This is a genomic window from Psychrobacter sp. SZ93C1, from assembly GCF_015864635.1.
Taxonomy (GTDB): domain Bacteria; phylum Pseudomonadota; class Gammaproteobacteria; order Pseudomonadales; family Moraxellaceae; genus Psychrobacter; species Psychrobacter fozii.
Genome location: NZ_JADYWY010000001.1, coordinates 62394 through 76074 on the forward strand (window position 1 = coordinate 62394; position 13681 = coordinate 76074).

A 13681-nucleotide genomic window follows, 5' to 3' on the forward strand; every position below is an offset into this window, starting at 1 on the left:
TAGCCTTCCAACAATCCTGTTACTTCCTTATAAATAAGGAGGCGGTAGTAACTGGTCACCGACATTAAGCGGTAGCTCAGAACTAAGCACATAAGCATAGCTAATATGATCAAATGTATTGAAGACCATTACCATACCAGTTTGTTCATTTGGCAAACGTACAGGCGTATCTTCATCTTTGATATCACGTACCAAAGCACCTTTTTGATAGACCGTCAGGACATCACCAGGCTTAGCACCTTCGGTACTACCTAGATTAATAGCGACCACACTGCCCTTCGCGGCTGAACTGATTGAATCCATCACACGTACAATCATACCACCACGACTGGTACTAGCAGGCGTTGGATAAAACACAGGTGGAATAGAGTTATTCAATTCAACAAATACGCGGTCACCTTCACGTACTTCTTTGCCATAACTGTCGGTAAGCTGCAAGCTAGTAACACCATTGGTTTCGGTAGATGTGACTAAACCCGTTGCTACTTGCGTGACTTCTAAGCCAATAATATTTTTCGTCGTGGGATCAGTATATAACTCGCCTTCACGATAGATACCGTAGCGCTGTCCGATGATAAGCGGCACACCTTTAGCATATATCTTGTCACCAGTTGCAGTGATTAAGTTACCTTTTTTAGAGGCCAGTATATAAGGAGTCGTATTAAAATCTTGTGGATTAACAATGACTGTTTTATCTAGCCAATGTTGAATAGCAGACCGAGGAATAGAAGGAATGCTGTTGGCAGTTGACGTAACCGTTACCTTGTTAGCAACCACGTTGCCTGTAAGTTGCTTTTCAACCCCAGCACAACCTTCACCTGTATCCACACCAATGAGCGTCTGACCTTTAATCACACACAAGATAAGAATGTCGTTAGGATAGATAAGATTGGGGTTTTTGATTTGCTTGTTGGTCGCCCAAATCTCTTTCCAGCGCCATGGACTATCCAGATAGCGCCCTGAGATATCCCACAACGTATCACCTTTTTTGACAGTGTAGCGGTTGGGTGCATCTGCTTTAAGAGTGGGTGGTGGATTGTTAGCGTGGGCAGTGCTCATCAGCATCGCACTGCTAAATGTCGTCAGTAACAGTGCTTTTGCTATCTTGTTTAAGCTCATCTTCATTGTTATATCCACAATATGTACCGCTATTATCGCCATTAAAATCGCACTTAAGTCTATTTTTCTAGAAGCTCTTTGTCCGATACTTAAGCAAATAAGCCAGCATCAAGATCCAAAAAAAATATAGACTTAAAGTTGCATTTATTGTGACGCCTAGAGGGCAGCTGTTCAGTGTAGTTGACTGGTTTTATTCCTAAAAAAGCGCCTAGCACAATGATGACTCGCTGACGCTGTTCCTAATATTACAATTATATCTACCATAACACAATCATAAACACTTTATTACAATAGTGTAACCTTTATGTGGATATTTTCTTTAGGTTTTCTATTGAATATAAGCTCACCATTAGCAGTGGTTTATGCAGGGTTTGGCGTGACATGTTGGCGAATCTGCTCAGCAACCAATTCAGCATTGTTGTCTAGCACGACCACATGCTGCGGCAAACTCTCTAATCCTTCAGTATGAGCTGGGCGAGCGATATCTATCTGGCCGATAGCTTCAACGATGGTATCCGCAAACTTAACAGGTAATGCTGTTTCTGCACAAACAATGATTTCGCCCTCTTTCTGCAACTCTTTAGCGACCTTGATACCGTCAGCTGTGTGTGGATCAACCAGTTCACCATGTTGCTCATACAGTGCTTTGATGGTCTGCAAGCGATCACTGTGGGTAGATTTGCCAGCAGCAAATCCATAGCGAGTATTAACCGTTTCCATTAGCTCAGATAGATCGAAACCTTGACCAGACTTCACCCCTTCAAATAACTCATGGACGCGGGCGCTGTCTTTCTCTAGTAGCAGATAAACAAAACGCTCAAAGTTAGAGGCTTTTGAGATATCCATCGACGGGCTTGAGGTGATATAGGTTTTTTCAGTTGGACGCGGCTGATAAGCACCTTGATTAAAGAAGTCATTCAACACGTCGTTTTCATTTGTTGCGACAATCAAACGGTCAATTGGCAGTCCCATTTCACGAGCGATGTGACCGGCACAAATATTACCGAAGTTACCTGATGGTACGCTAAAGCTGACTTTTTCATCATTGCTCGTTGTGACTGCAAAGTAAGCTTTAAAGTAATAAACAATCTGCGCTAGGATACGACCCCAGTTGATAGAGTTTACCGTGCCTAGGTTATAAGCAGCTTTAAACTCAGCATCTTGCTGAAGTGCTTTAACGATATCTTGGCAATCATCAAACATACCATCGATAGCGATATTGTGAATATTAGCATCCGTCAAACTATACATCTGAGCACGCTGGAATTCACTCATTTTGCCATGTGGTGACAGCATAAACACTTCGACATTTTCTTTACCGCGTAGTGCATATTCCGCTGCACTACCCGTATCACCACTGGTCGCACCAATGATAGTAATACGCGCGTCTTTTTTCTTAAGCACATATTCAAAAGCATTGCCCAAAAACTGCATGGCAACATCTTTAAATGCCAATGTCGGACCGTTTGATAATCCTAGAATATATAAGTTATCTTCAAGCTTGCGGACAGGAACAATCTCGTCAGAGCCAAACACCTCGGTGGTATAAGTGCGCTCAATGAGGTCTTGCAAATCAGCCGCAGGAATATCTGTCGCAAAACGCTGCATAATCGCCATCGCAAGCTGTGGATAGCTGAGCGTACGCCACTCATCAAGCGTTGCGCTATCAATATTTGGATAATGCTCAGGCAACATCAAACCACCATCTGGGGCAAGACCCATCAAAAGCACATCACTAAAATCCATTGGCGCTGTCTGACCACGGGTACTGATATATTTCATGGTTTATCCTATATAAGCTTAGTTTTATGTGACTTCAGTCAGTATAAGTATCAATTAATACGAAAATTCGTTGGAAAATCAATATCTACAAATTCATCTCGGTGTTGATAAGCTTCAGTAAAGTCCCTCATAAACTGACTGAACACCTTTTCAAAATTATCTTTAGCAAACGTTAATTCAGGTACAGTATCAAACCAATCTATAGCATCTGGGTTTTGCTTTTCGATTGAACCTGTAAGCAGTCCAAAACGCTTCCATACCACTTTATCATCGATAATATATTGCTCAGTGGCAATGGTAGTACAAGACAAATCATTATCTTCCGGGCAGACTAATAATGGTACATAGCTAACATTACCATCACCTAACTGCCCTAAATAGTACCAAACAATCTTAGTATCGGAATATAAATCTAGGTTTAGACTCAGCCCTAACTCTTCAACACCTAGATTTCTGAACTGAGTAGCCTTATCTATATACTCAGCAAGCCACTCACTAAGTGCCACACTATCCACTGTGAGTTCTGAATGAAATACTTCAGGATTATAGTCTTGCTGAATATTAATCATAGAAAGGTTGTTCATGCTATTACATTAACTCTTCATCAACAACGCATAATAGAAACCATCGCCACTCGCGCTATCAATCGGTAAGCACTGACGACCGATCGCTTGTTCGATACCCCAACTGCAATCGTCAGTAAACTCAATCGCTACCGCATCATTATGATGAGTGATAAAGTCCTGCATTTGCTCAACGTTCTCTTGCTTTAAGATAGAACATGTCACGTACAGCAGATAACCACCAGCTTTGAGTTGTGGCCATAGATTATGCAAGATGTCTGCTTGTAGCAGCGCCGTTTGCTCGATGTCTTCTTCGGTACGCAAGATACTGATATCAGGATGACGACGAATCACTCCCGTCGCGGTACAAGGAGAGTCCAATAATATCGCATCAAATACTGGTTCATTTGTCGCTGCTTTTTTATTCTTGCCATGCTGCCATCTGGTCGCATCTGCACAGACAATGTTCAATGCAATGCTGTTATCTGCTTGCTGCAAATCATGCTGACTCAAATTTAGGCGCTGTAAATTCTCACGAATACGCTCGATACGTGGTGCTTCGTTATCGATAGCCGTTACCTTGATATCAGTAATTGCAGGTGACGTTTCAGCATTATCTTGTTTCACGTGAAACAACGATGATTCGTCATTAGCGCTTATGAGCTCTAACCAGTGAGCCAATTTACCACCAGGGGCCGCACAAGCATCTAAAATGTGTATCTCATTATTACTTTCATCACTGTCGCTGTCAGTATTCGCACTTTCAGCAATGAGCTTAGCCATCAATGCTTTATTAATAATCGGTGCAGCTAGCTGGGCATGCATGTCTTGAACGCTAGCCGTTCCTAAAGCGAAATCAGGCAAAGCGTTAACGGCAGTACTTTGATGTAGTCTAAGACCTTTGGTTGATAGCGTGGTAGAATCGGTAGTCTCTGATGAATTCGCTACCTTAAAACCAGTCGTTAGCTCAACAATATCTGCATCAATTTCTGCCCCGTCCAATGCATGCTGATAATCCTCTACCGAAGTAACCGCAGAATTCACTCGTAAAAACATCGGTGCTGGCTGGCGCAAGCCTTGTGTCAGATCATCATACTCCTCGCTCCAGTCTTGCTTAAGCTGATAAGCGAGCCAGTTCGGTAAACTATGTTTTTTATCGCACTTCTTACGGAATTTACTTGGGTTTTTGGCAACTTTACGCAAAATAGCATTCACCAAACCAGTAGAATGAGCGAACTCAATCTCTTTGGCAGCTTCAACGGTTTCATGAATCGCAGCATGGTCAGCTACTTCTAAATAAAGCAGCTGCACTAAACCTACTTGAATGGTGGTACGAACTTCAACTTCATCAATAGGGTTATCTGCTAAGCTGTCGAGCAAACGTGCCAGCGCGTGCCATTGACGCAATGTCGTGAGCAATAATGCATGGGCAAAGCCTTTGTCACCATCATGCAGACTATTCAATAATGGATCAAGGACGCTTGAGAGCGACTGACCGTTTTGAATGGCCAGTAAGGTACGAATCACACGCACGCGTACGCTACCATTCATAATAAGGTTGCTTGATGGTTTGAGCTTATTGTTTCTAGGCGCAGTACTGTTTTGTCTCATTAAATTTCATTTCCTTGACGTATGATCGATAGCGTCTTGTGCAAGTAGGTTAAATATAAGTAAAAGTTATTCTGATTCTGTCGTAAATTGATCGCCGTCATTTAATTGGTTGCCGTGGCAAACTTGTTCAGCAGTCATCGGCTTACCACCTGCAAACTGTAAATGAGTAATGGCTAAAGTAGTAGCCGACGACTCGTTATTGTTATCCTTACCACAAGCCACTAAAATCGCTTTTCGTCCGACACTGATAACAGTTCCAGCAGATTCATTAGTTTGCTGAGAGGCATTCACAGGCAAACTCGCCAACACTTTGACACGTTGCCCTGCAAGAAAAGTATAAGCACCTGGCCATGGGGTCAGCCCTCGGATTTGGCGTTCAATAGCAGCAGCAGGCTGTGACCAGTCAACTTCGCCTTCCGTTTTGACCAGCTTTTCAGCATAGTTGGCTTGACTATCATCTTGAGCGATAGCTTGCGCTTGATAAGTAGATAAGTCTTTTAGCACCGTACTGATGGCTGTCGCACCAAGCGCAGCCATTTTATCGTGTAGACTGGCAGCAGTATCAATAAGATCAATACTAGCGCTGACTTTATAAATCATATCGCCTGTATCCAATCCTTTGTCCATCTGCATAATGGTAATACCCGTCTCATCATCTCCGGCCAAAAGTGCACGATGAATAGGTGCAGCACCGCGCCAACGCGGTAATAGTGAGGCATGGATATTTAGGCAACCATGAGTAGGCGTCTCTAATACACCGATAGGTAAAATCAATCCGTAAGCGGCGACAATCATAATATCTGGTTGGTAAGTACGTAGAGTTTGCCTAGCAGCCAATCCTTCTGTACTAGATTTTTTAAAGGTGAGTGGTTGCTCTATAGGGATATCGTTTGTGAGTGCAACCTCTTTCACCGCAGAAGCCGCCAACTTTTGGCCACGACCTGCTTTGCGATCAGGCTGTGTGTACACCGCGACAATCTCTATATTCAGTACGTCTTGCTGACTAATTAGTGACTCCAGACTAATCGCTGCAAACTCAGGCGTCCCCGCAAATACCACCCTCAATCGGCCAGTAGATAGAGGATTATAGGGAATAGATGGCGTAGATAGTTCTGAGGTAGAAGCAATTGTAGTCATAATCATGCATTATATAGGGTTAAGTTGCTCATTATAGGTGAGTTTACAACGTTGTGCCATGATTGTAACTGTAGCAATGGGGCGTTACTAATGACGCCGTTTATCTTTATAATAGTTAAAGAACTTAAAACCATAAGGAATTAAGCAAACTACCTACTGATTCAAACTTACGATTCACTCACTATGTTTTTTCGTGTCGATATAGGACCACGTTTTCATGCAACAATTTCAGTCCTTAAAGCGCTTACTTATATTTTATGCACTGACGTTGCTAGTGATGCTAGTACTGTATTACTTTACGCTTTTTCACGAAATAAAGACAAACAGTGAACAACAAAGTATCAATACCTTTTACTCATTACAACATGAAATCACTGAGCATGCAGGCCCACTAAACCCTGAAATTGACAGATTTTTGAAGCAGCTTGCCTTTGAAGGTATCAGCTATCAGTTGGTGTTTATGATGCCATCTGGTCAGACTTATATTCACCGCTATACCCGTCCAGATGAGCGTGCTTTCCCTACTGTCAGCTTTCCCACTATTACATCGTCACCTCCTGATAACAGTAGTCATAGCGCCTATAAGCTTAACAGCCGTAACTTGACTGGTACCATCAAGCTCAAAAGTGGTCATCAAATTTATATTATATTACGTCATAAACCGCTTATCATTGACTGGATATCTTACCGCTATTGGTTACCGCTAATGACAGCGATTGTACTTTTTATCATCGCTTTGCTTTACATGTTCAACCGTCGTATCAATTGGGAACAGCTAATAAGTTATACCGACAGCCTAAACAGTCATAAACAAGAAGTTTATAGCACACCACCTTTTCTATATAAAAAATCCACGCCTGAGTTTTTGCGTTTAGGTCATGCGCTGAGCCGTGTCAGCTATCAACTACACAGTAACTATCGCCGTATAAAAACCCTAACACATCGTCTTGAACGTTTGGTAAACCAAGCACCACTGCCGATGATTATGATTATGCGTCACGGTCAGATTAGCTTTTGTAATCAACGTTTTGACCAAGTATTTACTTGTCCACCTGAGAGTAATAAAAACTATGAGCTAATAGACTTCGTCGCAGGTAAGGATGAGTCTACCCAGTTGCTATTACAATCACTGTCTAATCTACGTGTCACTCGTACCTTGAGCGTTTATGGATTAGAGGATGGACAAGCTTACCAATTAAATATCACACCATGGTTCGGTGAACACGGACAAGTTCATGGCTTTACAGTGATTTTTAACAACATCAATGAAATCGTTAAGCAAAACGAGCAATTGCAGCAAAAAAACAAACAACTGAAATCTAAGCTTGACGAATTCTATAAGCTTCGCCTTGTTATCGGTCATAAGCTGCGTGTACCGATAGAGGCAATGATCGATACTCTTGAGCCTATCGATCCCAAGAGACTGGATGCTAGGCAGAATAAGACGTTAGATACTCTGATAAAAACCAGCCAAAACATGCTAACCGTACTCAACGATACGCTGCATATTGGCAATATTGAAGTTAGAAAAAGTCGACTGAGTATTGAACCTGTTGATATTTATCAACTGACTAAGGAAGTTAATAGTCTAGTCATCAATGACATAAAACAGCAGGGATTGGAGTTAATTTACTTCTTTGCCCCAGACTGCCCACGTTACATTGATACTGATGACGTTCGTCTACGTCACATCCTATTAGACTTATTAAAAAATGCCATAAAATTTACAACTTCAGGCTATGTCGCACTCACGATAGATCGCGTCACAGAAGAGCAAATCAAACGCATAAATAGCGATCGTATACTTCCTACCCATAATACGATGGTACCTACTCAGGCTTCCCACTGGGTTCATTTCAGTATAAAAGATACAGGGGTTGGCATTGATGCTGATAAAAAAAATCAGCTCATCACTGTTTTTAATCAAGAAACCAATCTAGATAATAACAAACCAACTCAAGCTACTGAGCAAGCAGGCACAGGGTTAGATAATGCCAATAGCTTTGCACAATTATTAGGTGGTTTTATCGAGTTGAAAAGTACGATAGGCAAGGAGAGCATATTTAATGTTTACCTCCCTTGCCGCCGCCCTAACTATCAGCCGGTATATCATCAGAATCAACATTTAAGTGGCATCCACCTCATCGCTGTCATCGAGCAACCTCTTGTTGCTGAAAATTTACAGCGCTTGTGCAAACACTTAGCCATCCCGATGACTATTCATACCACTGTAGACTTAGTCACCTTGAGGCAATTAACAAATACATTAATACAGAACGAGCAGATGCTCACGCCTATCCTATTATTGGATTACGAGTACTACAAAACCATCACTTTAACTGATAATGATGACAACTCTCAAAATATAGAAACAGATATAGTAGAGAAGCAAATAGATTGGAAGTATAAAACACTCAATAATAGCGATAAGCTTCAGGCTTTGAACGACTTGCTAGCGACGCCTTTATTACCAAAATTATTATTTAGCATGAAGCCTGAACGTCATATTCCGTCTGTACTGTTAGACAAATATGATGGCTTTTTAACCAAACCACTAGATGCTAACTTACTGGTTTCTGAATTGCTGCGCTTAACGATATCAGCTAGGCAAAAGCTTGCGGCACCTATCAGCTGTGAAAAAGAGAGTAACCAACAACCAATAGACATAGCTGAACCAAAACCAGAAACCTTGTCACCACTTATTTTGGTAGCAGAAGACAGTCCAACCAATCAAAAAATAACCTGCAAAATATTGAGCAAACTAGGCTACCGTAGTGTTGTCGCAGAAGATGGTCAGCAAGCATTACACAAACTGAAAGAGCAGCGTCAGGATATTTCCCTTATCTTGATGGATTGTAGAATGCCTATCATGGACGGGTTACAGGCTACTCGGGCTATCCGTGCGCAAGATGACGATATTCCTATCGTGGCGCTGACAGCAAACAATGCACAAGAAGATCGTGATGCTTGTATGCATGTAGGAATGGATGATTTTCTATCTAAACCGATTAATAAGAAAGAATTAGAAGCAGTGTTAGAGCGCTTGATAGAAGCATAAAAATCACGCTAATTGCAACTGAGTAGTATGTTATTAGACAGCTACTCAATTGCTCAAATACTTATTTTTATATGGTTAGCGATTACTTCATAAAGCCATTATCTGCTAAGAAAGCTTCCGTAATCTGACTTTGTGGACTTGGCGCATTCATACCGCCCGTTTGCGACTTATTTAATAAACGCTCTAAATAGCGTGCAACAATGTCCACTTCGATATTAACTTTGTTTCCAACCAGCCAATGTTTAGCGATATTGGTTACTTGAGCCGTATGTGGAATAATATTTAAAGAAACAATATTGTCACGTACAAGGTTGGTTGTCAGGCTAATGCCATCAATCGTAATAGAGCCTTTCGTCGCTGTGTAATGTGCCAGCTCTTGTGGTATTTCGATTTCAATATAGATAGAGCGTGCATCTTGTTGTATCTTGCTTACTACCCCAACGCCATCCACGTGACCAGCCACAATGTGACCACCGAAACGTGTTGTTGGTAGCATGGCTTTTTCTAGATTGACAATATGACCAGGTTTTAAAGTCTCTAACGCTGTACGAGCGATAGTCTCACGTGAAACATCGACAGAATAATGGTTGCTACCGAACTCTACTACCGTCAGACAAATACCATTTGAGGCAATAGAGTCTCCCAGCTTTACATCACTGAAATCTAAATCATTAGATTCTATTGTCAAACGTATATCACCGCCCGTAGGCTGCATAGATTTTACTTTTCCCACACTCTCTATAATTCCAGTAAACATATTGGCCTCATCTCTTTGTAATATTGCCGTTATCGACAATATATTTTATTTCATTCGTATTTTAGTGGTGTTTGTCCAAACTAGATTTTTAGTGAAACCTAAGCTAATTCTATGCTCATTATGGGATAACTTGTGGATAAGTAATGATAAATCAACCTTTAGTAAGCCAAAAACCCTCGATAATAACAAGTTATCCACAGAAAAATAAAATTCAAGAATAGAATAAGCTACTTGTAAATTAAGTTTAAGTTATTGATTCAATTGTTTTTATTAATATTATTGTATGGAGACGTATAATATAAGTTTCATGTGAAACGAAGTTATACACAGTTTCATGTGAAACCTAGGTTATATAACATTACTTATCCACATTTAGCCCACACCAGATATAAATTATAGATAAACCCTTTACACTCAATGGCTTATAGAGGTAACAGCATTAACTTAAGGTCGGAGCCTACCTGTTCATGGCTACTAACACTAAAACGTAGCTGCTCTGCTAAAGACAGCGGATTGAACTCGACCATTGGTTTGGCCTGTGTGCCCAATAAACAAGGTGCTTGATAGACGATTAATTCATCCACCAATTGTTGGCTTAAAAAGCTACCAGCGACGCTAGCACCAGCCTCTACTAACACGTCATAACATTGATACTCACTCACTAATATTTTTAATAGTGTAGTCAGATCATCTGTACGCCAATATAGTATATTTGGACGACGACATAACTGATGACTAGACTCTAGATTATGCTCTAGCCGCTGACGTCTATCTAGCACTACTACGATAGGTGGCGGCACTTGCTCAGGTGGAATACCCAATTTTCCAGAACGTACATTGAGCTGTGGATTATCAGCAATAACCGTTTCACTACCCGTAATAATCGCGCCACTTTGTGCGCGTAGTTTCTGTACGTCTTCACGGGCAGCTGTTGATGTGATCCATTTTGACTCACCGGATGCCATCGCTGTGCGACCGTCCAGACTGGTAGCAATTTTGAGACGTACATACGGCATCTGAGTACGCATCGCCTTTAGAAACCCGCGATTTAATGCTTCTGCTTGCTCTGTCAGTACGCCAACTATAACCTCAATACCAGCTTGTTCTAACAACCTTACACCGCGACCTGCGACTTGTGGATTCGGATCTAGACCTGCAATCACGACACGCTTTATACCCGCATTAATGAGACCTAATGCGCACGGCGGCGTACGTCCTGTATGACTACAAGGCTCTAAAGTTACGTAAGCAGTTGCTCCTACTGCCTTCATACCTGCTTCTTTGAGCGCAAATACTTCTGCGTGAGGCTCACCTGCTTTGGGATGAAATCCTTGTCCGACTACTTCTCCTGCTTGGACAATGACACAGCCCACTGCAGGATTAGGCCTTGTGGTATACAAACCTTGTTTCGCCTGCTCAATAGCAAGCATCATAAAGTAGCGATCTTGTGCATCTTGAGCATGGTTTTGAATAGACATAACAGTAGACTTAATCAATAATTGAGGGTTCTATATAAGAAAGTAAGTGTTTGAGACCTGATTAATAGAGTAACTATGACTTATTTATCAGTTTCGTTCGATTGTTTTTCATTTGGGCGGATATTCGCAATTTCTTGATGAAAAGCATCAATATCTTGAAAGTCCCGATAGACACTAGCAAAGCGCACATAAGCGACATCATCTAGTGTTTTGAGTTCACTCATGATTATTTCACCTAAGACTTTACTACTAATCTCACGCTCACCCATTTGTCTAACACGCTTCTCAATTCGGCTAATCATCGCCTCTTGCTCATCAATTGTGATAGGACGCTTTTGCAAAGGCAATAAAATAGAGCGACGCAATTTTTCATTATCATAAGGCTCAATCTTGCCACTTGATTTGATAATTCTTGGCATCACGACTTCGACCATCTCAAAGGTCGTAAACCGCTCTTGGCAGCTATTGCATGAGCGGCGGCGGCGAACTTGCGCACCTTCCGCAGCAAGACGCGAGTCAATAACCTTAGTCTCTGACGCATTACAATACGGACAGTGCATAGCATTTTCCTTGTTTTAATATTGAGAGTCAGAGTCTTTATTTATGAGACCCATGTTAGATAAGCACATCATAGTAATACTTTATTATTTGCCAATACAAAAGCTACCAAAAATCTTACCCAGCAGATCATCAGCGCTAAATTCACCCGTAATCTCACCCAGACTGCGCTGTGCTTGACGTAAGCTTTCAGCGACTAACTCTCCTGCTTGAAAGACCGTTAATTGTTCATGCGCTTCAACCAGATAATCAGCCGTCCGCCTAAGGGCATCTAAATGTCTTGTACGAGCAATAAGACTGTTTTCTGGTGGATGAAAACCCACTTTAGCACACAATGTTTCGACCAAATTATCGATACCAACCCCTGTTTCACATGAAACATTTACTTGTTCATAGCCACGACTTTCTATTTCAGCTTGCGAAGTGGAAATAGCGCGCTCGCGCTTACTGTCGTTTAACAAGTCGCTTTTATTAGCAATGATTAATAAGCGTTTGGCCTCTGGCAACTCGCCAAATAATTGCTCTGCAAGCTGTAGCGGTGTACTTTCTTCCTCAAGATCACGGGTGACATCATAGACCATGAGTAGCATATCAGCCTGAGTAATGGCCGTACGTGCACGCTCAATACCAATACGCTCTACCGTGTCTTCTGTGTCACGTAGACCTGCCGTATCAGTCAAATGAAGTGTGAGCCCATTGAGAACTACTGTCTCTTGCAGCGTATCACGAGTAGTCCCTGCTACGTCAGTAACGATAGCCCTCTCCTGACCCGCTAGACGATTGAGCAGGCTTGATTTCCCTGCATTTGGTCTACCTGCTAGTACCACATGAATACCATCCCGTAGCAGCTGGCCTTGTTTTGCCGTTGCCAGTACTTGTTGTATTTTTTCCTGTGTTTGCTCAAGCTTATTTTGTATCACACCATCAGATAAAAAGTCGACATCTTCTTCATCAGGAAAATCAATAGCCGCTTCAACGTGCAAGCGCAGATGAATCAGCTGCTCTAATAACTGGTTGATTTTTTGTGAAAACTCACCGCTTAGTGAGCGAATAGCACTGCTGGCTGCAGCGGCACTGGTTGCATCAATGGCGTCAGCAATCGCCTCTGCTTGAACCAAATCCAACTTATCATTATCAAAGGCTCTATAAGAGAACTCCCCTGCACTGGCTTGTTTTGCACCCAATTCAAACACACGTGCTAGCAATTGATTTTGTAAAATCATGCCGCCATGTCCCTGCAGCTCAATCACATCTTCACCGGTGAATGAATGTGGACCTTTGAAGTACAGTACCAAACCTTCATCAATCACTGTGCCATCAGCCTGATAAAATCGGCAAAAACTGGCCATACGTGGCGTAAAGGCAGACTTACCTGTTAAGGCACAGGCCATATCATACGCACGCGCACCTGACAAACGTATAACACCGACACCACCACGCCCAAGCGGTGTTGCAATGGCTGCAATCGTAGCCAATCCAGCCGAGCTAGGTTTATTAGATGAGTGATGCGAGGTTGACGCGTTTTCTAGGGAATCCACTATAACTCTCAATAACTAAAAACCCCATTATAGACGCCTCAGCACAGACTGACAAAGCAAACTTTACATAGTGATACTTT

General features: G+C 41.9%; 10 protein-coding genes. 1 reads left to right on the forward strand and 9 read right to left on the reverse strand.

The annotated features are described in order from the left end of the window. Positions 1 to 27: 27 nt before the first annotated feature. The 5 genes from I6E83_RS00300 to fmt form a co-directional block, all read right to left on the reverse strand. Positions 28 to 1125: a LysM peptidoglycan-binding domain-containing protein gene (locus I6E83_RS00300; RefSeq protein WP_227680754.1), complete on the reverse strand. Its 1098-nt coding sequence runs from the start codon at positions 1123 to 1125 to the stop codon at positions 28 to 30. A 354-nt stretch (positions 1126 to 1479) separates the two neighbouring features. Further along, positions 1480 to 2901, reverse strand: a complete 1422-nt coding sequence (gene thrC, locus I6E83_RS00305; protein WP_197099476.1) for a threonine synthase — start codon at positions 2899 to 2901, stop codon at positions 1480 to 1482. 50 nt (positions 2902 to 2951) lie between these two features. Continuing rightward, positions 2952 to 3485 (reverse strand): hypothetical protein, encoded by a 534-nt coding sequence (locus I6E83_RS00310; protein ID WP_197099477.1) that lies wholly within the window; start codon positions 3483 to 3485, stop codon positions 2952 to 2954. Between the two features lie 9 nt (positions 3486 to 3494). After that, positions 3495 to 5075 carry a transcription antitermination factor NusB gene (locus tag I6E83_RS00315; protein WP_197099478.1) on the reverse strand — a complete coding sequence of 527 codons (1581 nt, stop codon included), beginning with the start codon at positions 5073 to 5075 and terminating at the stop codon, positions 3495 to 3497. A gap of 66 nt (positions 5076 to 5141) precedes the next feature. Next, positions 5142 to 6212: a methionyl-tRNA formyltransferase gene (gene fmt / locus I6E83_RS00320; protein ID WP_197099479.1), complete on the reverse strand. Its 1071-nt coding sequence runs from the start codon at positions 6210 to 6212 to the stop codon at positions 5142 to 5144. 217 nt (positions 6213 to 6429) lie between these two features. Here fmt and I6E83_RS00325 point away from each other — a divergent pair, with 217 nt between their 5' ends. Continuing rightward, entirely contained in the window at positions 6430 to 9270 is a 2841-nt protein-coding gene (locus I6E83_RS00325) for a response regulator (protein WP_197099480.1), read from the forward strand. Between the two features lie 82 nt (positions 9271 to 9352). Here I6E83_RS00325 and I6E83_RS00330 read toward each other — a convergent pair whose 3' ends face one another. The 4 genes from I6E83_RS00330 to mnmE form a co-directional block, all read right to left on the reverse strand. Beyond that, positions 9353 to 10027 carry a riboflavin synthase gene (locus I6E83_RS00330; protein ID WP_110922149.1) on the reverse strand — a complete coding sequence of 225 codons (675 nt, stop codon included), beginning with the start codon at positions 10025 to 10027 and terminating at the stop codon, positions 9353 to 9355. A gap of 422 nt (positions 10028 to 10449) precedes the next feature. Continuing rightward, positions 10450 to 11505: a bifunctional diaminohydroxyphosphoribosylaminopyrimidine deaminase/5-amino-6-(5-phosphoribosylamino)uracil reductase RibD gene (gene ribD / locus I6E83_RS00335; protein ID WP_197099481.1), complete on the reverse strand. Its 1056-nt coding sequence runs from the start codon at positions 11503 to 11505 to the stop codon at positions 10450 to 10452. A gap of 80 nt (positions 11506 to 11585) precedes the next feature. Beyond that, a complete protein-coding gene (nrdR, locus tag I6E83_RS00340; protein ID WP_110922147.1) occupies positions 11586 to 12065 on the reverse strand; it encodes a transcriptional regulator NrdR in 480 nt (159 codons plus the stop codon). A gap of 84 nt (positions 12066 to 12149) precedes the next feature. Beyond that, the gene (gene mnmE / locus I6E83_RS00345) at positions 12150 to 13538 is read right to left on the reverse strand and encodes a tRNA uridine-5-carboxymethylaminomethyl(34) synthesis GTPase MnmE (RefSeq protein WP_197099879.1); all 1389 of its coding nucleotides are present in this window, start codon (positions 13536 to 13538) and stop codon (positions 12150 to 12152) included. Positions 13539 to 13681: the final 143 nt, after the last annotated feature.

Coding starts and splice junctions, on each gene's coding strand:
- I6E83_RS00300 (WP_227680754.1), bottom strand. CDS start 1,125: ATGAAGATGAGCTTAAACAAGATAGCAAAAGCACTGTTACTGACGACA.
- thrC (WP_197099476.1), bottom strand. CDS start 2,901: ATGAAATATATCAGTACCCGTGGTCAGACAGCGCCAATGGATTTTAGT.
- I6E83_RS00310 (WP_197099477.1), bottom strand. CDS start 3,485: ATGAACAACCTTTCTATGATTAATATTCAGCAAGACTATAATCCTGAA.
- I6E83_RS00315 (WP_197099478.1), bottom strand. CDS start 5,075: ATGAGACAAAACAGTACTGCGCCTAGAAACAATAAGCTCAAACCATCA.
- fmt (WP_197099479.1), bottom strand. CDS start 6,212: ATGACTACAATTGCTTCTACCTCAGAACTATCTACGCCATCTATTCCC.
- I6E83_RS00325 (WP_197099480.1), top strand. CDS start 6,430: ATGCAACAATTTCAGTCCTTAAAGCGCTTACTTATATTTTATGCACTG.
- I6E83_RS00330 (WP_110922149.1), bottom strand. CDS start 10,027: ATGTTTACTGGAATTATAGAGAGTGTGGGAAAAGTAAAATCTATGCAG.
- ribD (WP_197099481.1), bottom strand. CDS start 11,505: ATGTCTATTCAAAACCATGCTCAAGATGCACAAGATCGCTACTTTATG.
- nrdR (WP_110922147.1), bottom strand. CDS start 12,065: ATGCACTGTCCGTATTGTAATGCGTCAGAGACTAAGGTTATTGACTCG.